This is a genomic window from Legionella sp. km772, from assembly GCF_003989735.1.
Taxonomy (GTDB): domain Bacteria; phylum Pseudomonadota; class Gammaproteobacteria; order Legionellales; family Legionellaceae; genus Legionella.
In genome coordinates, this window is record NZ_RZGQ01000012.1 from 13,990 (window position 1) to 38,717 (window position 24,728).

The following is a 24,728-nucleotide window of genomic DNA, read 5'->3' on the forward strand; positions in this document are numbered from 1 at the left end:
ACTGCTCTAAGGATAGAACGTTATGAATACCATAGTTCCATTATTTTATTTATTAGCCGCAATATGTTTTATTTTAGCGTTAAAAGGTTTAGCAAGCCCTGCAACTTCCAGACGAGGAAATCTTCTCGGAATTTTAGGAATGGTTTTAGCGGTAGGCTCAACCCTTATGATGCCCACTATTTTTCATCATTTTTATCTTATTAGCTTAATTGTTGCTGGGGGAATAATTGGCACCTTCATTGCGTTAAAAATAAATATGACGGCAATTCCACAACTAGTAGCAGCTTTCCACTCTTTAGTAGGTATGGCTGCGGTTTTAGTAGCCTTTTGCGCGTTCTTGTCACCCGAATCTTTTCATATTGGTTATCCTGGGGCGATAGAAAAAGCAAGTCTGGTTGAAATGAGTTTAGGTTTAATAATTGGGGCGGTAACCTTCTCGGGTTCAGTGATTGCTTTCTTAAAATTACAAGGAATAATGTCTGGGGTTCCTGTTAGATTTCCAGGCCAAGGATTAGTCAATGCATTAATTGGTATCGCTATTCTTGTTTTATTGGTTTTATTTTTAATGCAACAAACAATAGTCATTTTCGCGACTCTTGCAGCTTTAGCCTTCCTATTAGGCATTTTACTCATTATTCCGATTGGCGGTGCAGACATGCCCGTAGTAATTTCTATGCTTAACTCCTATTCAGGGTGGGCAGCTGCAGGAATAGGTTTTACCTTAAGCAATCATTTGTTAGTCATTACTGGCGCCTTAGTTGGCGCAAGCGGAGCCATTCTAAGCTATATAATGTGCGTGGGGATGAACCGTTCCATATTTAATGTGATATTCGGGGGCATAGGCTCAAGTAGTAGCGCCGGACAAGCGCAAGTGGATAGTGAATCACGCAATGTGCGCCAAGGAAATGGTGAAGATGCTGCTTTTTTATTAAGTAATGCGAAGGACGTGATTATTGTTCCAGGTTATGGTATGGCAGTTGCCCATGCACAACATGCTGTCAAAGAATTAGTTGATGCTTTAGAAAAAAAATCCATCCGTGTGCGTTTTGCTATTCATCCGGTTGCAGGCCGTATGCCAGGGCATATGAACGTGCTACTTGCTGAAGCCAATATTCCTTACGATAGAGTGTTTGAGCAAAGTGAAATTAATCGTGATTTTGCCGCCTGTGATGTAGCTTTTGTTATTGGCGCCAATGATATTACTAATCCTGCGGCCAAAACCGATCCGAGTTCTCCTATTTATGGAATGCCAGTTTTGGAAGTGGAAAAAGCAAAAACCGTACTGTTTGTTAAACGCGGCATGTCGCCTGGATATGCCGGTGTAGAAAATGAATTATTTTATCATGACAATACCTACATGCTTTTTGGTGATGCCAAGATGATGACCGAGTCGATTTCGAAATCTTTAGAAGAAATATAAAAGCCAATTTTTTATTATGCTTGGTTGCAAGCAACCAAGCTCTAACATCGAGCTATTATTTCCCCTGCTTTATCCACGGAAAAGACCTGTAATTGCGCAGTTTGCATCATAAACAAATAAAAAGATTGATTTTTTCAACGGCAATCTATTAAAATATTGACCAATTCACACCTGGAAAAGACGATGAAGCCTGATGTTATTTTTGTAGGCGCCGGTCCTGTTGGTTTATATACTGCAATACAAGCTAAATTATATAATCCGGCATTAACTATTTTAATGCTTGAGCGTGACAGTGAGTACAAACGAACGCATGTTTTAAATATTGATAAAAAAGCACACCTAGGGTCTCATCCTGATGCTCGATTGCAAGAAGTATTAGCTCAACTTGAAGGCCTAGTCCCAACCCTTGAAATAGAAAACCGCTTAAAAGCCTTAGCGAAATCGTTAGGTATTCACTTTAACTATGAGAAAGTTGACCACGTCGATTTATTAACACAACGCTATCCTAGTGCAAATACGATTATTGGCGCAGATGGTGCACATAGTATTGTGCGTCGAGAAATATTCCGCGATATAAAACGGGATGAAAAATCGATGCAATATATTATTGAAGTTAAATACCACAGCAAGAAGAACACCCGGAAACTCAATTTTCTAGAATATTTTCAAGCACTAACACAAATCAACCATTTAGCCGTAGAGAGTGTAGGAAAAGAAAACAATGATGCGACGCCTGTGACACTTGCCTTCTTTACAGATAAAGAAACATACGAAGCACTGCGAGCACTTGATGTCACCTCCTGGAAAACAATGAGTTTCGTTGAGCTGGAGCAGCAGACAAATCCAAAGATAAGCACTATAGCTTCCTCTATCTTATCCTGGATGAAATACCGCCATCAACACACACAGGAGGTGGTCCTTGAAAACAGCGACAAGATAGCTCCAGTGGAATTTTCAACCTATCGCAGTGAATCGGTGGTCATGGATAAAAATGGGAGGCGCTTTATATTAATTGGTGATGCTGCCATGAGTGTGCCTTTCTTTAGAGCGGTTAATGCTGGATTGAAGGGCGGAAATTACGCCGCACAATTAATTGCAGACAATGCTTATCAAATGCAATCACAATCTGATTTTTTTAACCGCAGTAGACCAGCGTATCGTTATACTCCTAAGCACTATCAACAAGCGTTTGAAGCGATTGCAAAAAATGAAATTTCTTGGGCTCACCATTTAAATAGACTAGTGAATCTAGGAAGTTTTGTTATATTTTCTCTCCAACAGTCTTTAAGGCTGCTTAGCCTATCTATGTCTATGTTTTATCATGGCTTGGTCCAAATGTTTCATCCGCTCCTAAATAATGACCCTCAGTTTGATTCTACTGCGGATAGGCGCACTAATAAGATGCTTAGTCTCTCGTCTGATTAATCTCTAGCCCCGTTCAAGAGGGAAATCCAATTATTATGCCCTAAAAACCTTCCTCCTATCTGTCCTAAATATGCATATACTTATCTTTTGAGGGGTGGTGCTATGTTACCTTCAAATGCGTTTAAATTTGCCAACGTAGCAAAATAAATGTATCTTAGCCCATTAATTTCTCATGGAGATCTACATGCTAAAAAAAATTGGTTTTTCTTTACTCTGTGTAGCAGCATCTATATCAAGCAGTTATGCTGTGTCAAAGAATAATATTCTACAAGCTGGCGCTACTTTAGAATATGAATTACCACCTAATGAAGCTCAAACCTTTTCAAACTATATGTTTTGGGAAGTAGAAGCAGACTGCAAAATTTTTACTCAAGACGAAGGTAATGTGCTTTTTGCCAAAGCAACAGCAAAAAAAGGAAAACTTAATGGAATTCCTTGGGTGAAAGGAGATACTTTACGAGTTACCGTACATGATGGAGAAATTTTAAAAATTACTGCCTCCCCTGGTGCCCAAGTGCAAATTACCAATGAAGGGGAACATTTAGTAAAAGCAATTTGCAGTAATTAATAAATGGAGGTTGGGTCACTTAGGACCCAACTTCAATAAAAAACTAATGCTCTCTAGTTGAAGCAAATTTAATTTTTGGATAACGCTCTTCAGCCATCGTTAAATTGACGCGCGTAGGCGCCAGATACATTAGGGTATCCCCACCATCCAAAGCTAAATAATCAAAGGCTTTATTTTTAAATTCTTCCATGGCCTTATCATCTTCAGCATAAACCCAACGTGCACAAGTTACGCTAACCGATTCATACACACAATCTACATTGTATTCATGTTTTAAACGATGAGCTACCACATCAAACTGTAAAACTCCTACCGCACCTAAAATGAGTTGATTGCTGTTTAAAGGTCGAAATACCTGGGTCGCACCCTCTTCTGATAACTCAATTAATCCTTTTAATAAAGCTTTGCTTTTCAAAGGATCGCGCAAACGCACTAAACGAAATAATTCGGGTGCAAAATTAGGAATACCGGTAAATTTTAGCTGCTCCCCCTGAGTGAAGGTATCGCCAATACGTATAGTTCCATGATTATGTAAACCAATAATATCGCCCGCCAAAGCGATCTCAGTGTGGGAGCGATCACCTGCCATAAAGGTTAAGGCATTTGAGATTTGAATTTCTTTACCAATACGCAGGTGGCTTAATTTCATTCCTTTCTTATAAGCTCCAGAGCAAATACGGACAAAAGCGATACGGTCTCTGTGCTTGGGATCCATATTGGCTTGTATTTTAAACACGAAGCCTGAGAAATTTTGCTCACTTGGTGTTACCTCTCGTTGTTGCGCACTGCGGGACTGCGGTCCTGGTGCATACCGCACATAGTCATCTAACAGTTCTTTGATCCCAAAATTATTAATTGCAGAACCAAAATATACGGGGGTCATTTTCCCAGCAAGATAATCCTCGAGATTAAACTCATGGGATGCGCCCTTCACTAGTTCAATTTCATCTCTTAATTCTTGCGCACTATCCCCTAACAACTCATCTAATTGAGGATTATCTAGGCCTTTAATTTTTAAAGCCTCTTGTTTTTGTGCATTTTTTCCTGGTTCATAAAGATAAACCGTATCTTCATAGCGATGATATATCCCTTTAAATCGTTTTCCCATGCCTACAGGCCAGGTAATGGGGGCACATTGAATGCCTAATACAGACTCTACTTCATCTAACAACTCAATAGGTTCACGTCCTTCTCGATCCAACTTATTAATGAAAGTCATAATAGGCGTATCACGTAAACGGCAAACTTCCATGAGTTTTACCGTTCTATCTTCAACCCCTTTTGCCACGTCGATAACCATTAAGGCAGAGTCCACAGCGGTTAAGGTACGGTAGGTATCTTCAGAAAAATCCTCATGGCCAGGAGTGTCTAAAAGGTTCATTACATGTTGATTATGAACAAATTGCATTACCGATGTCGTAATAGAAATACCTCTTTCTTTTTCCATCTCCATCCAGTCAGAAGTGGCATGACGATCAGCTTTACGACCCTTTACCGTTCCAGCTAATTGAATAGCACCTCCGAATAACAATAATTTTTCGGTAACGGTTGTTTTACCCGCGTCAGGATGCGAAATGATGGCAAAAGTTCTTCGTTTATTAAATTCCTGATAAAAATCAGACATAAGATTCTCAAGTCAATATCAATATGGGGTGAATTTTAAGTGAAAACCAGGCAACTAACAAATTTTTCCGGCATTTATCGTAAAAAACACTAGAAAACTACACTTCTTAGACCATAATTAAAAAGTGATCTTATTACAAACATAATGATGAGAATTTCTCATGGGAGGATAAAATCTGTATTTATTGATAAATAGAAATTCAAAAATATATCCATTAGTATCTGTTATCAAGCGATCAACTTTGCTTTATTCAAGTGCTCCTTGTTATATCAGTACTTTAAATTAAAGGATTTAATTTAAAAGGAGTTTGCCATGCGATGGAAGTATTTTGCGAGCACTTTATTCCTCTACCCCTTTTGTACCTTTGCCAACGATTACTCCAACTCTACACCATTTTTTGACACCTCAGAACCCCTTGCTGCGAATACCATAGAACGTTCAATGAGCACTGGTTATCAAATGGAATCAATAAACCAATCACCGGCAGACAGGACAATTGATTATCCAACCCAAGTTATTCGTATATCCTCGAATCAAATTGAAAACTATCAACTCACCTGCGCCCAGGTTAATGCAGAAATCGATAAAGTACTCATTAGTAAAATTACCAAAGATAAGTTTACCTATACCACCATAATCAGCTGTACTTATGACCCTGATAGTCGAATCGCGACTAAATTTAGTATTCAAAGCTATTTTGATCCCATCAATGACCAAGCGATTGCCTATCTTGATACTTATTTGGATCAATACAATGGCAGTGACTTACTAGGAGTAGCCTTAAAAATTGAATCAGCAAAAGCGTTGATAGTTTCCCTAAACCTAAGCGTTGGAATGAAAAAAAATCCTAATGTTCCTCCTTTTGTAGAATACCGAGAAGATCGCAGCAATCATTATTTTAAAAGTAACTACGACTTGCAAATTAATTTAGTGGCCGATATTAATAAACGCTTCTTCAGTGATGAGCCCAGCAAAGTGTTACCCTTTCTTGATAAATGGTTCTTTAATCATGCAGGAACGATCTATAGAGCTATTTTAAGGGATTCTAATTATGCTTTCTTGCAACCAGAACGAATTTTTTTAATGGAGGATGGGGAACCCATTTTCATATCACCACTTAAACATTATTACCCTCATAACTGCGCGAGTAGATATGATCATCAGCATTGTTTAAAACAAGAGCTTTAACCAGCAGCCCGGTTGCTGGAACCGGGCATGCAAAAACCTCATGCTATAAATTCTAAACGCTCAGATGAGGGCTCAAAATAAGAAATAATTTTTGTCTCGGTGACCAACTCAAGGCTTGCAGGATTCCATTGAGGCTTTTTATCTTTATCAATCAACAAAGCACGCACGCCTTCATAAAAATCATGATCACTCATAAAATGCCTAACCAAATTAAAATCCATTTTTAAACAATCCGCTAAAGATAAACCCTGAGCTTTTTGTAATTGTGCTAAAGATAATTTAAGGCTAAAAGGTGATTTTAGTTTTAAACTTTTATGTAATTCTTGTGCCCAAGGATCAGAGTGATTTACTAAAGCATTAAGAATGGACTCTACACTATTTAAAGAAAAACATTCTTTAATGGTATTTATCCCGGCTAAAGGTTTATCTTGTTCTTGGGTAAAAGTGGCCAAACACTGATCGACTTGCTCAAAAGCATTGTTTGATAAATCGCTTTGCGCCAATTTCTCTACTATTAGGGGCATTTGAGCTGAAGAAATGATGGTCCGAACCAAACCTGCATTTTTTGCTTCATAAGCCGTTAAACGATTACCGCTAAGGCCTAAATAAATCCCTAATGTATCAGGACATTGAGTTAAAAAATGACTCGAGCCAATATCTGGAAAAAAACCAATACTGGTTTCTGGCATCGCAAAAACGAAACGCTCACTGGCGATTGGATGGCTGCCGTGTAATGAAACCCCAACACCGCCCCCCATTGTAATCCCATCCATCAAGGCAATGTAAGGTTTCCCGAGATGATGAATAAAATGGTTTAAACGATATTCATGCCAGAAGAACTCCATTTGTTCATCGATACGCTGCGCACCTAATTGATATAACCAACGTACATCCCCACCGGCGCAAAAGGCAGTTCCAGGCACAGCATAAATCACTACAGCTTTAATTGCGTCATCGTTTTTCCAGACTAATAAATGTTTTTGTAACTCCTTAATCATGTCCAAGCTTAGGGCATTCAAAGCATTAGGTCGATTTAGGGTAATCAGGCCAAGCTGCCCTTGTTGAGTAAATAATATATCTTGAGTCATATTATTCCCCTAGAAAAGCTGGAGTTCTTTTTTCAAGAAAAGCAGCAACCCCTTCTTTTTTATCCGTGCTCGCACACACTTTAGCAAAATGCACTGCTTCCAAATGCAAGGAATCCGTTAAGGATAAATCATAACCATGATCAATGACTTCCATCACGCTCGTAATGGCTAGGGGCGCCATACTTAAAATAGTTTGCAAGATCTTTTTACCTTGTTCTAATAATTGTTCAGGCTCAACAAGATGGGTAATCAAGCCCCAGCTTAATGCGGTTTGGGCATCAATAAAACGACCTGTTAAACATAAATCTAAAGCTCGTCCTTTACCTACCAGACGCGCTAGGCGTTGTGTACCACCATAGCCAGGAATCACACCCAACTTTACCTCAGGCTGGCCAAAGGATGCTTTGGAGGAGGCAATCCGTAACGTAGCCGAAATAGCCAACTCACAGCCCCCGCCAAAGGCAAAGCCATTGATTGCGGCTAAAGAAGGTTTTCCCATCGTTTCTAATAAACGGAAGACATTTTGGCCATTACAAGCAAATTCATACCCTTGCTGGGCATCGCAGGTGGCTAAACGATTAATATCAGCGCCTGCGCAAAAGGCTTTACCGTTACCAGTGAGCATTAAAGCTTTTACTTTCGGGTTTGTTTTAGCTGCAATAAATAATTCTTGCAAAGCCGTCAGTAACTCTGTACTTAAAGCATTAAGTTTTTCTGGACGATTAAGAGTAATGGTTAAAATGCCTTGCTGATCTAAATCTTGTTCAATTAAATTCACGGCTTAACTCCTGTTAAATGATTTCGGAACAAATTTAAAATAGATTGGGTTGCGCATAAGAGCGGCCTAAACAAGATTCAACCGCTAATATTTTGCATAAAAAGGGTTAGCCAATAAAATACTCATCATCTAAGCTGGCTTTTGCGATTATTTCTCGCATAATTTCATTAGTGCCTTCCAAAATCTGATGCACTCTTAAATCACGAAAAATTCGTTCAATCGCATAATCCTTCAAATAGCCATATCCTCCATGTAACTGCATGGCTTTATCACTAATACGAAAGGCAACATCCGTAGCTAAACGTTTAGCCATGGCACAATACATAGGGGCATCACTGGCCTCATTATCTAAAGCCGCCGCTGCTTTATAGACCATCAAACGCGCTGCCTCATAATCAGTCAACATATCGGCGAAATAAAACCGTAAGGCTTGCAATTGGCTTAATGATTTGCCGAATTGCTTACGCTCATGCATGTAATTTTGCGTTAAGCGTAAACAAGCCAAAGCCCCGCCTAATGAACATGAAGCGATATTAATGCGCCCTCCATTTAGTGCATTTAAAGCGATTTTAAAACCCATGCCTTCATCACCTACGCGATTTGCTACCGGTACCCGACAATTTTCAAAATAAACCATGCAGGTAGGTTGGCTACGCCATCCCATTTTCTTTTCTAATTTGCCAAAACTTAATCCGGGGGTATCCTTTTCGACAAGAATACAACTAATACCCCGATGAGATTCATCACCAGTGCGAACCATACACAAATAAACATCACTAACACTTGCTCCAGAAATAAAGGCTTTAGCACCATTTAAAATATAGTGATCGCCCTCTTTGATGGCGCGGGTTTTTAAGGAAGCGGCATCTGAGCCAGACTCAGGTTCAGTTAAACAATAACTACCTATCACTTCCATAGAGGTTAATTTCGGTCCCCAATGTTTGCGTAAGTTTTCAGAGGCATAACGGTCTACTAAAGTAGTGACCATATTATGGATAGAAAGATAAGCACTCGTTGGAATACATCCTGTGGCTAATTGTTCAAAAATAAGTGCAGCATCCAAACGACAAAGTGCCGTACCGCCAATATCTTCGCGCGCCACCATTCCTGCCATACCTAATTGAGCGGCCTCCCGTAAGATATCAACGGGAAAATGGCTCTCTTCATCCCAGTGTTCAGCCATAGGTGCTAATCGATTTTGAGCAAAATCAGAAGCCATTTCGCGAAACGCTTGATGCTCTGCACTAAATTCAAAATTCATAAACCATCCTTAGAAGTGTTTATATCATTGGTAAAATGATATTATTGCCAATTTTTAGCGCCTGTAAAAGATATTAAGAATAATCAGATGGAAACCTTAGCGCAACCTAGATCGCAAAATAAACACGCTTTAGCCGTTTTAAAGGACTATTTTGGCTTTGATTCGTTCCGAGCACCGCAAGAAGCGATCATCAATGATGTCATTTGCGGCCGCGATGTTTTGGTTTTAATGCCTACAGGCGGTGGTAAGTCTTTATGTTATCAAATTCCCTCAATGGTGCGCGCCGGAGTAGGTATTGTAGTTTCCCCCTTAATTGCACTGATGGAAGATCAAGTAGCTGCGCTTAAACTACAGGGTGTTAATGCAGCTTATTATAATTCATCCTTGGATAGTCATGAGGCACGCCAAGTCTTAGCTCAATTGCATAATGACGAACTAGACTTACTCTATATTGCTCCAGAACGTTTAATCAATCCCGCCTTTTTAGAACGTTTGGCAGAATGTACTATTGCTTTATTTGCAATCGATGAGGCGCATTGTATTTCCCAATGGGGCCATGATTTTCGGCCTGAATATGCCTCCTTGGGTTTATTAAAAGAACATTTCCCAACTACCCCTATTATTGCCTTAACGGCAACCGCTGATAAACAAACAAGACAAGATATCGTTAATAAATTAAATTATCAGCCCCAAAAATATGTGGCTTCATTTAACCGTCCTAACATTCATTACAAGGTTGTACCCAAAACCCATCCTTTAAAACAGATCAGTCAATTCCTAGAGTCAGAAACCCAACAATCAGGGATTGTATATTGTGGAACGCGCAGTAGCGTTGAGAGAGTAGCTGAACAGCTACAACAAAAAGGCTTTAAAGCCCGGGCTTATCATGCGGGCTTGAGTCACCAAGAGCGACGCGAAGTACAACACTTATTTAGATACGATAAAATTGATCTCGTGGTGGCCACTGTTGCGTTTGGGATGGGAATAGATAAACCCAATGTCCGTTTTGTTATCCATTACGATTTACCCAAAAATATTGAGGGCTATTATCAAGAAACGGGACGTGCCGGACGTGATGGTTTACCCGCCCGTGCCCTATTACTCTACGATGCAGGGGATAGTGGACGATTGCGTGCGTGGATCATGAATAATCCCCAAGAGGAACAGCGACGGGTAGAAACGAATAAGCTTAACCACATGCTCGCTTTTGCAGAAGCGTCTCATTGCCGCCGACAAATTTTATTGAATTATTTTGATGAGCAGGTTGAAATAGCCTGTCAATACTGTGATGTCTGCGATAATCCGCCTATTACTGCGGATGCCACAGTGGATGCGCAAAAATTTCTATCCTGCATTTACCGCCTAAACCAAGCCTATGGCCTAACCCATACCATCGATGTATTACGCGGGAGTAACACAGAAAAAATTAAACAATTTAACCATGACCAGTTAAGCACCTATGGCATTGGTAAAGAAAAATCAGCTTATTATTGGAAGCAGTTAGCCTGGCAATTAATTCATAAGGACTATTGTCGTCAAGATATTAATCAATTTAATATTTTAAAGTTAAATAAAAAAGCCATACCTATTTTAAAGGGACAAGAAACCATTTTTCTTACTATTCCTGCTGAAGAACCCAAGGTGCAGAAAAAATCTGGCCAGAAGACTATTTTAAAATCCTCCAATAGTGCACTTTTTGAATTACTGCGCAGCTTAAGACGCCGCTTGGCTGATGAGGAAGATAAACCACCCTTCCTCATTTTTAGTGATGCTACCCTTCATGAGATGGTTGAACATCATCCTAGAACAACCACAGAATTATTAGCGATCTCAGGCGTAGGTCAACATAAATTAGCGCATTATGGGCAAGATTTTCTTAAAGTTCTAAATGACTATGAAGAATAAAATGAAAAAAATTCCTACGGCCTTTTATGAACGAGATACAGTGACAGTTGCCAAAGATCTGCTGGGCAATTTCCTGGTTCATTATGAGGGAGAGGTAGAGCGAATTGGAAAAATAGTTGAGGTTGAAGCCTATTTGGGTCAACAAGACTTAGCCTCTCACTCATCTAAAGGTATAACGAAACGGACAGAGGTCATGTACGGACCTGCAGGTTTTGCTTATATTTATCTTATTTATGGAATGTATTATTGTACTAATATTGTTACCGAAGCAGAAGGAATTGGGGCGGCGGTATTAATAAGAGCTTTAGAGCCGATAAAAAATCTTAGGGGTAAAACCCAAGGCCCAGGCCTTCTGTCAAAAGCTATGGGTATTAATAAGCAGCATAACCGACATTTTTTGCAAAGTGATAATTTGTTTGTGGCTCAAAATCCGGAGCCGCCAAATTTTTCCATCATTGAACGCCCAAGAATAGGCGTTCATTATGCAAAAGAATGGGCCGAAAAACCCTTACGCTTTTATATAGAAGGGAATCCATTTATTTCCAAGAAATAGCCCTTAACAATGACAACCAATTTTCACCCGAACTTGGTAATATTTAGACTTTTGATCATCAATAAAACCCCGCGTTTCGATTACTTCAAACCAGTTTAAATGGTGATTATTTTTGGCAGCTTCCTGGATAGCATTATCAATAGCTTGTTCAATGCCCTCTTGAGACGTACCTACTAACTCCACTACTTTATAAACCTTATCAGACATTTTTTTCATCCTTTATTATTTTTAATTTTACGCGTTCACCAGTGTGAAAACCTGTCATTTACGCATCTTCGTGCAACATGCTTGAGTGACATTCGTTAGAACTCTATTCTGGTTTACTTCACCTCGTTCGCAATGAGGAAAATTTTAATCAATTTTAATTTAATCATAAAGATAATCATGACTCAGGAATCAATTCATAGCAAGTAATACCATCAAGTGTTAATTTACTGACCGGCTAAACCTTCCGAGCATGGAGAACCATAATTTATTCCAAAATACCGACCAATACCAAGTGCTAATTCAGCTATATCCGCTTTTACTACCACTAACTCTACCTCTTCTCAGCTGGATTTAACGTCCTTGATTCACCAATTCCACAGCTTATTTGATAATACGGTTACAAGCTCTCAGCTTGCCTTAGACCCACTATCAGATAGTTATTATCTAATGCTTGTGACTACAATAGATCTGCCCAAATTACTTGGCAATTATGTGCTTTTTAATAATCTGGTGCTAGCAAATACACTTCCTAGCGCTAATGAAACCAAGCTTAGCAAGCTCATTTTAGCAGCTGAAATTCGCAGTAAAATTGCTGACATTACTTTGTCGCTTAAAAAAATTAGCGATGAAAATGATTTATTAAAAAAATACAAACAAACAAACTTAGATCTTCTTTCTAAATTAGAAAGAGAGATTAGCACTGAGATAGACGCGCTAAAAAATAATGGCACAATAAGCGATAATGGGGTGATAACTCAAAGTGCTCTGGCTTCCAGTAATAAAGAAGGGCTTGTTATTTTAAAAACAATTTTAGAAGAACGCGTGAAAGCCTTGTCCTCTAGCTTATTAACTTCTAGTATTTTTGCCGCATTATTCCTAATGATCATGATTTATTGTGTAATTGGTTTTATAGAATCCTTAAAACAATCAATAGCTATTTTATCGGAATCTATAAAAGACATTTCTTCCGGAAACTTAGTAAGAGAAATTATCCACATTGGAAATGATGAGTTATCCGATATCTTAGTAGACATGGAAGTAATGCAAGTAAAATTATCGGATATGATAAAGGAAATAAGCAATGTTAGTGGCGCGCTTAATAGCAGTGCTCATGAAATCGCTTCAGGGAATAATAACCTCTCGGAAAGGACTCAAGAACAAGCGAGTTGTCTGGTAGAAACTTCCGCTAGTTTAAATAATCTCACGGATACCATCAAAAAAAATTCGTTAAGTGCGGCAGACGCCCTGACACTTGCAACAACGGCTACTGATTTTGCTCTTAAAGGTGGTGAAGCCGTTAATAATGTCATTACCACTATGGGTAATATTGATGAAAGTTCCCAAAAAATTCAAGAAATTACCAGCATCATTGATGGCATTGCGTTTCAAACCAATTTACTGGCTTTGAATGCTTCCGTAGAGGCGGCTCGCGCCGGAGAGCAAGGCCGTGGTTTTGCGGTAGTGGCCTCTGAAGTACGCAATTTAGCACAACGTTCTGCTGACGCTGCGAAACAAATTAAGTATTTAATTAATGACTCAATGACTAAAGTGGCTTCCGGCGATGCTCAAGTAAAAATAACCTGGTCAACCATGCAGGACATTGTTAGATCAATTGAACATGTTAACCAGACCGTGGAAAAAATAGCAACCGAATCCAAAGAGCAAAGTCTTAGTATTGAACAGATTAATATAGTGATTTCCCAATTAGAAGGAAATACGCAAAAAAATGCAGCACAGGTCGAAGAGGTCGCAGCTTCTGCCGAATTGCTTAGTGAGCAATCAAACAAATTAGTTAATATAGTCAATCAATTTGAGGTCGAATAAAAACTCTCTGTTTAACCCACACCATTAATTCGAAGAACTGTGATTTTCTTCTGCATTGAGTAACTATCAATCCTTTTTTAAAGGAACTTTGCTCCATAGCTAACCTATCGGAAAAGCGTTTAATGTGGGTTGCATCCTTACACATGCTGCGATACTTGCTACTAAAGATCCTCAAAAAAAGCTTATTATCTTTATTGAAAATATTTACTGTGATCTTAAAACAGCCTACAGCCAAAACAATCGTGGATGGTGGGATCTAAAACAAGAGAGTTTAATCCCTGTGATATACTCGGGTTTTCAAGAATTGGCCAAGGAAGAATCCTTGGTTAAACCGCATTACCCGCCTAATTTCTTTAAACGTAAGGCAGCCGTACTTCCAGGTGTTGAAAATAAAAACAAAGCGATCAGGAATGAATATAGCTGCGATGTTTCTCAAGTTTGCTAAGATCGCGGCGATTCAAAAATAGACAAAGGGCTCAAGACAATTTAGTCCTTTCCTCTGGATACTCCTGCTGATATAGCCTTGTCATTTAAGGCCCTCACCTTCAGGAGCAAGGTGAGAAACTTATTAAACAGAGCTAATAACTTATGGCACACCGTCCAGAGGGTCCGACATTTAGCCATTCTTGCTGGACTAAATAATGATCTGTCCCTAGAGTTAAGTTATATTTATAAGCGGCTGTGGTATAGATTTTCCCATAGCTCCATGCACATAAATCGCCGTTTTCCTCCCCCTGTTTATCATACCAAGCATTAAGTTGAGGGTCGCTTACCGCTTCAAAAATTTCATGGGATATGGTTGAAATCATGCTGTCCGTTGAGGCTTTATGGGGTGTTCCAGAAGTATAATCTTGACAAGAATCCGGACAGCGCGCTGGGTCGCCAATAAATCCAAATTGGAGAGGTGTAGATCCCATTAGACGACCATCGTGCCAACCACAATACTCAGTGCAAAAACCACTCGTTTCGTTTACATCAGCACTAGTTAGAACTAAATAAATTCCATTCTTGTTTTTAGGAAGCAAACCTCTGTTAATGGCTCTATTAACCACAGCCCATACATTATCATCACTTAGGTTTTTCCCATAGGAATAATTGTCAATTATAGCTTTGCCAAAGTGGATACTATTAGGTATAGCACTACCATTTTTATTCCTATAGGTTGTTAATATTTTATAAAAATGGCTTCCACCAAGAATGGATAAAAAATGGTTTATTGTATACATATTGTATTTATTGAGACTTGAAGTGGTATAATTCCCATAATAGATGACATAAAGTTGTGGTGTAATGTACTGGGTTAACTTAGTCGCTGGATTTATTGTTGCGCCTAAAACGGCGCCACCATGGAAATAGATCCCATATTGGGGAATGATAGTTGCACCATTAAGTACCGATTTAGAAAGATTTGGGGTGGTGTTCACTCTTTTAATAGGTGTTTTATCCCAATTGGGAGTACCTTTACCTGAAGGGACAAGATCATCAGTACTATAATTCATCTCAGGGTTATTGTATTTGGGAATATTATGGGGATTAGTAGTGAGGGAGAAACTAGTTGATATAGAAAGCAAACCCATGGTCGCGCCAAAAAAAAACACTTTTTGACATATCCATTCCTATCCTCCAAGGTCAAGTCAAAATTGGTTTTAGCTCTTATAAGTATAGATTAATTGTTTAAATTTTGATCATTTTATTTGACTATATTTATCTTTACCCTCATCCACTAGTTTTTAGGGGCAAATGAGATTTGGTTTTAGGCACTACATCCTGAATAGAACGTTTAAGCCGTGAAAACGTTAAATGCGAGCACGAAGTACAAGTGGGTTCGTCGGTAACTTAAAACTGCAATTAAGCTACCCACTAGCGCTAGGTACAAATCTAGCTACTATTATTTAATTTGCCCTTGCGCTTTTGCAATAGCTTTGTGGATTGCTAAAGCCTCTTGTGATTGGGGTGGAACTAATTTTAATAATTTCTGCCAATAGTTAATGGCTAGCTTATACTCTTGGCTCATGTACTCTTTCATGGCAAGCATGGCGAGGGCATCAGGCTGGTTGGGATTTTTGCTTAAAAGCTGATTAAAAATTGCAACAATTTCAGGACTAAATTGCTGGTTATTTTGCTGCCATAAAGCATGGGCATAATTTACGGTATATTGTTCATTTTCGGGTTCAAATTGATGAGCCTTGGCGAAAGCATTTAGGGATAATTTTGATTTATTTTGACTATTATATAAACGGCCCAACAAATACCAACCTTTAGCGCTTTTTGGCGTATCGTCTAGTTTTGCTCTTAATTTACGGATTAATTCATCAGGTGATTTAATCGATTTTAGCATCTGTTGAGCTTGTTGTTGTGATTCTTGTTGATGTCGATAGGTCTGCCATTGTGCCAGCCCCCCCCAGGAAAGATAAGCACCAAGAATAAGAGCTGCAAGAATTAAAGAAAATAGACTTGCGGCAACTTTTTTAATCCCTAAAGGATAAACAAAAAAAATACCTGCACTAAGCGTTAAAGCAACTAATACGCCCATTAAGCCCCCATCACTCATAACTAGCTCGCTTAAAACATGTACGCCAAAAAATCACCACACCTAAAAATAAAAATAATAAGGGGCCAAACCAAAGTAATAAGGTAACTGCTTTGACTGGTGGTTTAAATAAGACAAAATCTCCATAACGCGCACTCAAATAATCATTAATTTCAGTATCGCTCTTCCCTTCTTTGACCAAATTATAGACCTGTAAACGTAAATCCTTTGCTAAATCAGCATTGGAGTCCGCTAAATCCTGGTTCTGACACACCAGGCAACGAAGATTTTTTAAAAGATGCTCAAATTGGGCTTCTTGTTTAGGGCTCTCTAAAGGGTACATGCTACTGGCATAACTAAGGCTGACAAAGAAACAAGCGATAAAATAACTCATTATTCTTTTCATGCTTGCTGCTCCAATTCTTTTATTAAAGGCTGCATTTCTTTTTGCCATAGTTCTTGGTTCATAATTCCGGCATGGCGATAACGAATAACTCCTTTTTTATCAATAACAAAGGTTTCCGGTGCCCCATACACTCCTAAATCGATTGCAGCCTTACCTTGGGCATCACTGGCAATCAGTTTATAAGGGTTACCCCATTGTTGTAACCATTGCAGAGCATCATGGCTATTGTCTTTATAATTTAAGCCATAAATAGCCACTCCTTCTCGGGCTAATTGCATAAGAAATACTTGTTCATCCACACAAGCAGCACACCAGCTAGCCCAGACATTCAGCAAAACCACTCTGCCACGTAATTGAGAGGATTGAAATAAAACGCCAGGCTGTGCTAATTGGGGTAAACTAAAAACAGGCAAAGGTTTACCCACTTGCACTGAGGGCAAACGATGGGGATCAAGTGATAAACCCCGCCATAAAAAAATGCAGATCACGATGAAAACAACAATGGGGATCCCTTTCCAACTTATCTTCATGCGCTTTGCTCCTGAACACTCACCGCCACCACCTTGTTTTTACGGTAATATCGTCTATCAGATAAAGCTAAAAAACCCCCCGCTAAAATCATAAAGCCACCGCCCCAAATCCAACGAACTAACGGTTTATAATAAACACGTACCGACCACGACTCTTCATCTAAAGGCTCCCCTAAAGCCACATAGATATCACGAAAGGGAGTAACGTCAATCGCTGATTCGGTCATTGCCATCTGGCCAATGGTATAAATTCTTTTCTCAGGGTAAATAAAACGCGTATTATCTTGATGGGTAATTTTAAACTCAGTTTGTGTACCGGTATAATTAGGTCCCTGCAAGGCAGATTGACTGATAAACTCAATGGTGTACCCCACTAAATTCATTTTATCACCCGGCGCAAGGCGTACATCATCTTGCACCCCATAATTGCTGGACACGGTAATACCTAATACCGTGACGGCTACACCCCAGTGGGCAAGAACCATACCCCAATAAGCTTGGCTTAGGTGAACCAAACCTCGTTCTTTTATGCGCTTCACTAATGAACTTAAGGTGCTTAGAATAACCCAAAAAGCAAGTACCAAGCCTAAATAAGCAGAGCCGCTAAAAGATGGAGCCGTTATCAACAATAAAATTAGTGGAGCAAAAACACTCGCAAGAGCAATGGGACTTAATTTCTTAAGGATCCCAAGTCCATTATCTTTATTCCATTTTAAATGAATGCCAATACCCATAAGGATCAATAAGGGGATCATTAAAGGCACAAAAACAGCATTAAAATAAGGTGCACCTACCGATAATTTACCTAGACCTAAGCCATCAATAATTAAGGGATAAACGGTACCCATCAAAACGGTCAACATCATTACCACCAGCAATACATTATTAAGCAATAAAGTGCTTTCACGGGAAACGGGACTCGGATTATTTGCTGCTTGAATAGTTTGCGCCCTCAGCAGGAACAATAATAAAGAGCCGCCAATAACAAAAATTAGGAAGCCTAAAATAAATAAGCCACGCTGCGGATCTACTGCAAAAGCATGCACGGAAGTAAGAACACCAGAACGCACTAAGAACGTACCAATTAAACTTAGAGAAAAAGCAGCAATAGCGAGTAACATTGTCCAAGCTTTAAATTGTTGACGTTGTTCTGTTACTGCTAAAGAGTGTAATAAAGCGGTACCCACTAACCAAGGCATAAAGGACGCATTTTCAACTGGATCCCAAAACCACCAACCTCCCCAGCCTAACTCACGATAAGCCCACCAACTTCCTAAAGTAATCCCAACCGTTAAACAACACCAAGCAGCTAAAGTCCAAGGGCGAGTCCATTTAGACCAAATAGCCTCTACTTTCCCCGCCCAAAGGGCTGCGATGGCAAAAGCAAAAGCAACAGAAAAACCAACATAACCCATGTACAACATTGGCGGATGAAACAAAAAACCTACATCTTGTAATAAAGGATTTAAATCTCGCCCTTGGGTGTCTAATAGTGCAAATTGTCGCAAAAATGGGTTTGAAGTAGACAATAAAAAGAGCAAGAAACCAACGCTTAACCAACCTAAAACAACTAAAACACGGGCACGCATCTCAGTATCTAGACTGACACTCAAAAGAGAGACCAGAAACATCCAAAAGCTTAAAATAGCAACCCACAATAACATTGAACCTTCATGCCCACCCCAAACTGCACAAAGCTTATAAAACCAAGGCAGCAACACGCTGGAATTATTCATAACATAGGCGACAGAAAAGTCATTGCTTAAAAAGCAATAAGTCAAACAAAGGTAAGAAAGAGCCACAAAACTAAATTGTAACAGCGCATAGTGTTTAGCGGTATTTACCCATTGTTTGCGCTGGGTTTGTAAACCCACTAAGGGAATAATAGCTAACATTAATGCAGCTATTAAAGCCAAAATTAAAAAAAACACCCCACATTCTGCAATCATGAATTAACCTTTTTAGCTAAGGCCGCTTTTACTTCGGGCGGCATATAATTCGCATCATGCTTGGCTAAAACTCGAGTAGCGAGGAAAGAATGACGATTAATTAACTCCCCTTCAGCCACAATGCCTTGTTCCTCACGAAATAAATCTGGAAGGATCCCTGTATAGGTAATGGTAACTGTTTTGCTATAGTCAGTGACTTTAAATTCGACCGTTAACCCCTGAGGTGCACGTATAATACTCCCCTTTTCGACCATTCCGCCGATGCGAATAGAGCGCTTGAGTGGAGCCTCACCCAAAGCTGCTTGCGTTGGAGTATAGAACAAACTGATATTTTGGCGTAATGCATATAAAACCAAAGCACTAGCAAGCGCTAAGACAGCTAATACAAAAGCAATTACTATTAATTTACGGCGTCGGACTGCAATCATTATTTAACTCTTAAACCATTGTTGTAGTTTTCGATGGGTGCGTTTTCTTTGATTCTTTACACTGACAATAATGATTACTAAGGTAAGTGAAACTAAGCCATAAGCAGGCCAAACGTAATTAGCATAGCCCCCCATAGAAAACCACTGCAAAAACTCATTCATGAACTTGCTCCTTCAAATAAAGTTTTCACCCAAGATTGGCGACGCTCACGTAATAGCAGTTCATTCCGTGCCTTTTCTAATATGATCCATAAAGAATAGAGGAAAAACCCTAAGATACTTAACAGCAAGGGGTATAACATTAGGGCATCAATCTTTGGTTTTGCAAAAGCCGATAAAGTAGCACCTTGGTGTAGGGTATTCCACCAATAGACTGAGTAATGGATAATAGGTAAATCAATCAATCCCACTAGAGTTAAAATGGCGACAATTTTATCGCCATTTTCTTTACTCTTAATTGATTGATGGGTTGCCAAAATAGCGGCATAAAGAAGAAATAAAACCAGTTCGGAGGTAAGGCGGGCATCCCAAACCCACCAAGCTCCCCACATAGGTTTGCCCCAAATACTCCCCGTAGCCAAGGCTAAAAAGGCCATACAAGCCCCCATCTGTGCTATTAAAGTAATTAATAGGCCAGCAATTTTAATCCGCCAAACCAAAAGCAGAATGGCCAAAAACCCCATCCAACCATAAAGCATCATTGATAAAAAGGCCGTAGGAACATGCACATAAATAATGCGAAAAGCATCACCTTGCTGATAGTCAGGAGGAGCAAAAATCAAGCCCCAAACAACACCAAGGATAAGTGAAAATAAACCAAGACCAGCGAGCCAAGGAATTATCCTACCCGACCAAGAATAAAAGATTTTAGGCGAAGCTAGCTGATATAAAAATTTCCACATAGGCGGCAATCAATCTCAAAAGGCAGCAATTTTACCATGCATCATGAGGTTTGCAAAATAGACTAATCTAAATCAGGGCAAACGCATCTAAATAGCGCCCAAGTAGCCTGCTATATTGTCTACGTACCGCACTTATGCGTGATATCCGAACAATCTTGCAGAGAATAGGGACTAGATTGCGTGCACAAAAAAACGGTAGGCGGGCTTTTAGATCTAAAACAAAGAATACTGTCAACGCCCATGGATGGCCTTTTTTCAGTTAGCCCTAGCCCACCAAGTTATTGCAAGGTGTCTCCACCCAGTAAACTGGCGTAATACATCTCTAAATCGACTATCGAGCGCCTCAATACGGATATTTGGGCTTGGATAATATCTTCTGAACTAATCCATTCCTGGCCATTTGCCCGTTTATTTAATTCAATGCGGGTATTTAACAAGAATTGAGCGATTGTCGCTTGAATACTAGCGCTTATCTCATCTTCATGTGGCTTTGATTCGGCAAGAAATTTTTGGATTAATTCTAAATTATTTTGGATAAACTCTTCTTGCGTTTCCTCTATCATAGTGACCTCATTAGTAACTTCATTTTAATACCCGCATTGGCTTAATTAGGCGATTTTAGCAATCTAATTTAATTATCTGCATGGGAAATCCGGATTACTCCAGCAATAGCTAAAGGTAAAAAAGCCATAGTAACCAGAGAAAACGCTAATAACAAAGCACAATTAGCGCTAATAGGAAAGCCTTGCATCGCAATATTTAAGGTACCACTACCGAAAATTAAAATCGGTAAAGTAAGGGGAAGAAGAATTAAAGCCATCAATGCCCCCTTTTGGTTTGTACCTATTCCAAACGAAGCCGTTAAAGCGCATAAAAATAATAAAGCGGGTGTTCCACATAAAAGGCTTACTATTAATACCCCTAACTCCCCAAAGCTCAAAGAAAAGACTAGAGCGACTAAAGGACATAAAAGCATAATAGGAACCACATTAAATAACCAATGTGCTAGTGTTTTGGCAGCAATAATCAACGTCAATGATTGACCAGAAACCAACCATTGTTCAATCACCCCCTGTTCATGATCTTGCTGGAATAAGCGTTCTGAAGATAAAAGCAAAGAAAGCAGTAAGGCCACCCAAACTAAACCTGGCGCTATAGTTTTCATGAGCAAGGGATCGGGTTTCACCGTTAAGGGAAAAATAAACAAAATCATTAAAAAAAATAAACACGAATTAATTAAAAAACGTAATTGACGAACCTGGATCAATAACTCGCGTTTGAAATGTTGTTTAAATAAAAAGAAAGGACTCATAAAAAATAATCCTTATAGGAGCCTTTTTCTAAAGCTAAAGGTTGGTGAGACGTTAAAATAACCGCTCCGCCCTCCTCTCGATGTCCACGTATCTTGTCCATTAAAACAGTTAAGGCTTGTTCATCTAAAGCGACAAAAGGCTCGTCTAATAACCACAGGGTAGCTTGCGACATCCATAAACGAAGTAAGCCGACTTGTCTTCGTTGACCGGCCGAGAGCAAACCACAAGCAGTATTTAAATATCTTCCCAAATTAAATATAGAAACCAACTCGTCAATATTGAAACCCTTACTAAAATGACTATCAAAAAGGCAATTTTCTTTAATTGTTAGATAGGGACTTATTCCTGTTTGATGACCAATAACACAGAGCTCACGTTGATAAGCAGCTAAATCATTATAAATTTCTTGATCTTGATACTTAACCAGGCCTAAAGACGGACGATACAAACCCGCTAATATTTTAAGTAAGGTTGTTTTTCCTGCACCGTTAGCCCCGTGAATATGTAATAAATCGCCTCTCTGCAGAGTAAAGTTAATGTGGTGTAATAAAGGTCGCTCTTGATAGTCAAAAGCAAGATCAATGAGTTGAAGTAGAGGCATATTATTTAAATCACAGGATCGATTTGATAGCCGGGGCTAAAACGAATGATCTTATCAGAGCCAAGGCAGAAAGAAAAACAAAACACATTATTCTTGCGAACTTCCTTGATGAACGCCATAATCGTTCTTTTTTAAACGGAAAATGCAACGATGGAATTTTTGAGTCAATATGGTTTATTTCTTTTAAAAACCTTAACTGTAGTCATTGCCCTATTAGTAATTTTTGCAGGCTTTTTTTCTATGAGCCGCAAACCTAAACCTAAATTAGAAATACATTCCCTTAATGAGCAATATGAGCATGTAAACAGCTTAATGTCTAAAGAGGTATTGGGTGAGAAGATTAAAAAGGTAAAAAAATCTAAAGAAAAGAAACCTACATTATATCTGATTGATTTTAAAGGCGATATAAAAGCAACTCAGGTGGAGCAATTGCGTGAAGAAATCACCTCAATTTTAACTGTAGCAAAATCTGATGATGAAGTCGTGATTCGCATTGAAAGCCCCGGGGGCTCAGTTAATGGTTATGGTTTAGCTGCCGCTCAATTACAACGGCTCCGGGACCGTAACATCCCTTTAACAGCCTGCATTGATAAAGTGGCCGCCAGTGGGGGTTATTTGATGGCTTGTGTCGCCAATAAGATTGTTGCAGCCCCCTTTTCTATTATCGGTTCGATTGGCGTGGTAGCACAGATTCCTAATTTTCATCGGTGGCTTAAGAAAAATAACATTGATGTAGAACTTCTTACCGCTGGTGAATACAAGCGTACGCTCACTCTTTTCGGCGAAAATACAGATAAAGATAGAGAAAAATTCCAAGAAGACTTAGAAAAAATACATACGGCATTTAGACAATATGTGCTCGCCAATCGCAGCCAACTTAATATTGATGAAGTATCCACCGGCGAGCATTGGTTAGCAAAAGATGCTTTTGATTTACGCTTAGTCGATGTATTACAAACTAGTGATGACTACCTCATTAGTAAAATAAATCAATTTAAAGCATTTAAAGTATGTGCACATCCAAAAGAACCATTAATTAATAAAGTGTTAAAGCCAGCAATGCAATTAATGCACCCCTGGGCCTGACTTAAAATCCTCTAGAAGTCTTAGCCTTATGACTTCTAGAGGATGGATATTCTCTTAAAACACCGGAATTTCATAGCCATTGAAGAACCTAACTAGTTCTAAACAAAATACAAATATGGTATATAATTAAATAATAACAACTTTATCAAGGGAGTTGACGATGAGCGATTTCAAATCTAAATTACCCGATTTAAAAGAACTAGGTTCTATGACCTCTAAACTATTCAGCGGTCTTAAAACTACAGTAAATGAAATAATTCATGATTACAAAGAGAAAAGGGCTGAGGAAGAAGCTAAGGCACAAGCCGATGAGGCATTGAGAGCTAAAGAAGCACCAGTTCAAGAAACAGTGGTGAAAGAAACGGTAGTTACAGAAACCACAGTTAAAGCCGAAACCCCTATTCCCCCTGCTGAGCCAGTTAAACCGGTCGAGCCACCACCTCCAATTGTGGCGGAAGAAGAAAAAGAAGATGAGAATAAAGCTTTATAATCATTTTCCAGATTCAATAATTCAATAGGCGCCAAGTCATCCCGGGGTAGAGTCTTGGCGTATACTTTATTGAAACTTGTCTTTGGTTCAGTTGGTTTAAAAATTAGCGCTCAACACGCTCAGGCCTAGTGAGGCCATATTTGCGCATTTTTTCCACTAAAGTAGTCCGGCGCATATTAAGATAACTTGCAGCCCTAGCCACTACCCAATCAGCATCTTCCAGTGCTTGAGTGATAAGGCTTAGTTCTGTTTTGACCAAATGTTCTTTCAGATCAATACCCTCAGCACTTATTGGCTCTGAATTCATGATCCCCAATAAAGCGGCACGTTCACTCATTGTTGAGCCTAGTTCATTTGACTCAGGCATACATTCGCCTTGAAAACGACGTGGTAAATCAGTTTTACTTACGGTCCCATTGGGGTATAGAATCGCTAAACGCTCTGCCAAATTGGCAAGCTCTCTAACGTTTCCAGGCCAATTATAATGAGTTAAAGAATCCATGGCCTCTGCAAGCAAATGCACTACAGGCCCAGGGCCACCTCATGAAAAAAATCTAGCTTAAATCGGTAAATAATGAGAGGCTAGCTTCATTTAAATGGATATAGGAATGAAGCTGGAAGAAGGATTTTTAGATTTTTTTATTTCACTTGA

The 24,728-nt window shown here is 39.2% G+C and carries 26 protein-coding genes and 1 pseudogene; 10 read left to right on the forward strand and 17 right to left on the reverse strand.

What is annotated here, in order from left to right; genetic code table 11:
• The first annotated feature begins 22 nt into the window (after positions 1 to 22).
• The 3 genes from ELY15_RS02780 (at position 23) to ELY15_RS02790 (ending at position 3,413) form a co-directional block, all read left to right on the forward strand.
• The gene (locus ELY15_RS02780; protein WP_127098124.1) at positions 23 to 1,420 is read left to right on the forward strand and encodes an NAD(P)(+) transhydrogenase (Re/Si-specific) subunit beta; all 1,398 of its coding nucleotides are present in this window, start codon (positions 23 to 25) and stop codon (positions 1,418 to 1,420) included.
• Between the two features lie 183 nt (positions 1,421 to 1,603).
• On the forward strand, positions 1,604 to 2,845 hold the full coding sequence (locus ELY15_RS02785) for an NAD(P)/FAD-dependent oxidoreductase (RefSeq protein WP_127098125.1): 1,242 nt from the start codon (positions 1,604 to 1,606) through the stop codon (positions 2,843 to 2,845).
• A gap of 184 nt (positions 2,846 to 3,029) precedes the next feature.
• Positions 3,030 to 3,413: a hypothetical protein gene (locus ELY15_RS02790; protein WP_127098126.1), complete on the forward strand. Its 384-nt coding sequence runs from the start codon at positions 3,030 to 3,032 to the stop codon at positions 3,411 to 3,413.
• 43 nt (positions 3,414 to 3,456) lie between these two features.
• On the opposite strand, the gene ELY15_RS02795 is transcribed toward ELY15_RS02790, so the two are convergent.
• Entirely contained in the window at positions 3,457 to 5,037 is a 1,581-nt protein-coding gene (locus ELY15_RS02795) for a peptide chain release factor 3 (RefSeq protein WP_127098127.1), read from the reverse strand.
• Positions 5,038 to 5,349: 312 nt separating this feature from the next.
• Between ELY15_RS02795 and ELY15_RS16035 the strand changes: the two genes are divergently transcribed.
• Positions 5,350 to 6,225: an Lpg0189 family type II secretion system effector gene (locus ELY15_RS16035; RefSeq protein ID WP_158617403.1), complete on the forward strand. Its 876-nt coding sequence runs from the start codon at positions 5,350 to 5,352 to the stop codon at positions 6,223 to 6,225.
• 38 nt (positions 6,226 to 6,263) lie between these two features.
• Here ELY15_RS16035 and ELY15_RS02810 read toward each other — a convergent pair whose 3' ends face one another.
• The 3 genes from ELY15_RS02810 to ELY15_RS02820 all read right to left on the reverse strand — a co-directional run bounded on the left by ELY15_RS02810 (position 6,264) and on the right by ELY15_RS02820 (position 9,352).
• Positions 6,264 to 7,313, reverse strand: a complete 1,050-nt coding sequence (locus tag ELY15_RS02810; RefSeq protein ID WP_127098130.1) for an enoyl-CoA hydratase/isomerase family protein — start codon at positions 7,311 to 7,313, stop codon at positions 6,264 to 6,266.
• Between the two features lies 1 nt (position 7,314).
• Positions 7,315 to 8,091, reverse strand: a complete 777-nt coding sequence (locus ELY15_RS02815; protein WP_127098131.1) for an enoyl-CoA hydratase/isomerase family protein — start codon at positions 8,089 to 8,091, stop codon at positions 7,315 to 7,317.
• Positions 8,092 to 8,197: 106 nt separating this feature from the next.
• Positions 8,198 to 9,352, reverse strand: a complete 1,155-nt coding sequence (locus ELY15_RS02820; RefSeq protein ID WP_127098132.1) for an acyl-CoA dehydrogenase family protein — start codon at positions 9,350 to 9,352, stop codon at positions 8,198 to 8,200.
• Positions 9,353 to 9,439: 87 nt separating this feature from the next.
• Between ELY15_RS02820 and recQ the strand changes: the two genes are divergently transcribed.
• Both recQ and ELY15_RS02830 read left to right on the forward strand, forming a co-directional pair.
• The gene (recQ, locus tag ELY15_RS02825; protein ID WP_127098133.1) at positions 9,440 to 11,257 is read left to right on the forward strand and encodes a DNA helicase RecQ; all 1,818 of its coding nucleotides are present in this window, start codon (positions 9,440 to 9,442) and stop codon (positions 11,255 to 11,257) included.
• A gap of 1 nt (position 11,258) precedes the next feature.
• Positions 11,259 to 11,810, forward strand: a complete 552-nt coding sequence (locus ELY15_RS02830) for a DNA-3-methyladenine glycosylase (protein ID WP_127098134.1) — start codon at positions 11,259 to 11,261, stop codon at positions 11,808 to 11,810.
• Positions 11,811 to 11,813: 3 nt separating this feature from the next.
• On the opposite strand, the gene ELY15_RS02835 is transcribed toward ELY15_RS02830, so the two are convergent.
• On the reverse strand, positions 11,814 to 12,017 hold the full coding sequence (locus ELY15_RS02835; protein ID WP_127098135.1) for a dodecin: 204 nt from the start codon (positions 12,015 to 12,017) through the stop codon (positions 11,814 to 11,816).
• 360 nt (positions 12,018 to 12,377) lie between these two features.
• On the opposite strand from ELY15_RS02835, the gene ELY15_RS02840 reads away from it, so the two are divergent.
• Positions 12,378 to 13,841: a methyl-accepting chemotaxis protein gene (locus ELY15_RS02840; RefSeq protein WP_127098136.1), complete on the forward strand. Its 1,464-nt coding sequence runs from the start codon at positions 12,378 to 12,380 to the stop codon at positions 13,839 to 13,841.
• 124 nt (positions 13,842 to 13,965) lie between these two features.
• Entirely contained in the window at positions 13,966 to 14,286 is a 321-nt protein-coding gene (locus ELY15_RS02845) for a hypothetical protein (RefSeq protein WP_127098137.1), read from the forward strand.
• A gap of 133 nt (positions 14,287 to 14,419) precedes the next feature.
• Here ELY15_RS02845 and ELY15_RS02850 read toward each other — a convergent pair whose 3' ends face one another.
• The 11 genes from ELY15_RS02850 to ccmA all read right to left on the reverse strand — a co-directional run bounded on the left by ELY15_RS02850 (position 14,420) and on the right by ccmA (position 22,500).
• Entirely contained in the window at positions 14,420 to 15,418 is a 999-nt protein-coding gene (locus ELY15_RS02850) for a hypothetical protein (protein WP_127098138.1), read from the reverse strand.
• 311 nt (positions 15,419 to 15,729) lie between these two features.
• The gene (locus tag ELY15_RS02855; protein ID WP_127098139.1) at positions 15,730 to 16,392 is read right to left on the reverse strand and encodes a hypothetical protein; all 663 of its coding nucleotides are present in this window, start codon (positions 16,390 to 16,392) and stop codon (positions 15,730 to 15,732) included.
• A complete protein-coding gene (locus ELY15_RS02860) occupies positions 16,385 to 16,765 on the reverse strand; it encodes a cytochrome c-type biogenesis protein CcmH (RefSeq protein ID WP_370449371.1) in 381 nt (126 codons plus the stop codon). Before ELY15_RS02860 ends, ELY15_RS02855 begins: the two co-directional genes overlap by 8 nt.
• An 8-nt stretch (positions 16,766 to 16,773) precedes the next feature.
• Positions 16,774 to 17,307, reverse strand: coding sequence for a DsbE family thiol:disulfide interchange protein (locus ELY15_RS02865; RefSeq protein WP_127098141.1), 534 nt, complete (start codon positions 17,305 to 17,307; stop codon positions 16,774 to 16,776).
• Positions 17,304 to 19,256, reverse strand: coding sequence for a heme lyase CcmF/NrfE family subunit (locus ELY15_RS02870; protein ID WP_127098142.1), 1,953 nt, complete (start codon positions 19,254 to 19,256; stop codon positions 17,304 to 17,306). Before ELY15_RS02870 ends, ELY15_RS02865 begins: the two co-directional genes overlap by 4 nt.
• On the reverse strand, positions 19,253 to 19,684 hold the full coding sequence (gene ccmE, locus ELY15_RS02875; RefSeq protein ID WP_127098143.1) for a cytochrome c maturation protein CcmE: 432 nt from the start codon (positions 19,682 to 19,684) through the stop codon (positions 19,253 to 19,255). The genes ELY15_RS02870 and ccmE overlap by 4 nt, the downstream gene beginning before the upstream one ends.
• A gap of 3 nt (positions 19,685 to 19,687) precedes the next feature.
• Positions 19,688 to 19,846 (reverse strand): heme exporter protein CcmD, encoded by a 159-nt coding sequence (ccmD, locus tag ELY15_RS02880; RefSeq protein ID WP_127098144.1) that lies wholly within the window; start codon positions 19,844 to 19,846, stop codon positions 19,688 to 19,690.
• Entirely contained in the window at positions 19,843 to 20,586 is a 744-nt protein-coding gene (ccmC, locus tag ELY15_RS02885) for a heme ABC transporter permease CcmC (RefSeq protein WP_127098145.1), read from the reverse strand. Before ccmC ends, ccmD begins: the two co-directional genes overlap by 4 nt.
• A 278-nt stretch (positions 20,587 to 20,864) precedes the next feature.
• The gene (locus ELY15_RS02890) at positions 20,865 to 21,149 is read right to left on the reverse strand and encodes a hypothetical protein (protein ID WP_127098146.1); all 285 of its coding nucleotides are present in this window, start codon (positions 21,147 to 21,149) and stop codon (positions 20,865 to 20,867) included.
• Between the two features lie 68 nt (positions 21,150 to 21,217).
• Positions 21,218 to 21,898: a heme exporter protein CcmB gene (gene ccmB, locus ELY15_RS02895; protein WP_127098147.1), complete on the reverse strand. Its 681-nt coding sequence runs from the start codon at positions 21,896 to 21,898 to the stop codon at positions 21,218 to 21,220.
• Positions 21,895 to 22,500: a cytochrome c biogenesis heme-transporting ATPase CcmA gene (ccmA, locus tag ELY15_RS02900; RefSeq protein ID WP_127098148.1), complete on the reverse strand. Its 606-nt coding sequence runs from the start codon at positions 22,498 to 22,500 to the stop codon at positions 21,895 to 21,897. The genes ccmB and ccmA overlap by 4 nt, the downstream gene beginning before the upstream one ends.
• A gap of 150 nt (positions 22,501 to 22,650) precedes the next feature.
• On the opposite strand from ccmA, the gene sohB reads away from it, so the two are divergent.
• On the forward strand, positions 22,651 to 23,586 hold the full coding sequence (sohB, locus tag ELY15_RS02905) for a protease SohB (protein WP_127098149.1): 936 nt from the start codon (positions 22,651 to 22,653) through the stop codon (positions 23,584 to 23,586).
• A 160-nt stretch (positions 23,587 to 23,746) separates the two neighbouring features.
• The gene (locus tag ELY15_RS02910; RefSeq protein WP_127098150.1) at positions 23,747 to 24,076 is read left to right on the forward strand and encodes a hypothetical protein; all 330 of its coding nucleotides are present in this window, start codon (positions 23,747 to 23,749) and stop codon (positions 24,074 to 24,076) included.
• A gap of 103 nt (positions 24,077 to 24,179) precedes the next feature.
• Here the strand turns inward: ELY15_RS02910 and ELY15_RS02915 are convergent.
• Positions 24,180 to 24,605 (reverse strand): annotated as a pseudogene (locus ELY15_RS02915) (helix-turn-helix domain-containing protein); the annotation flags it as partial.
• Between the last annotated feature and the right edge of the window lie 123 nt (positions 24,606 to 24,728).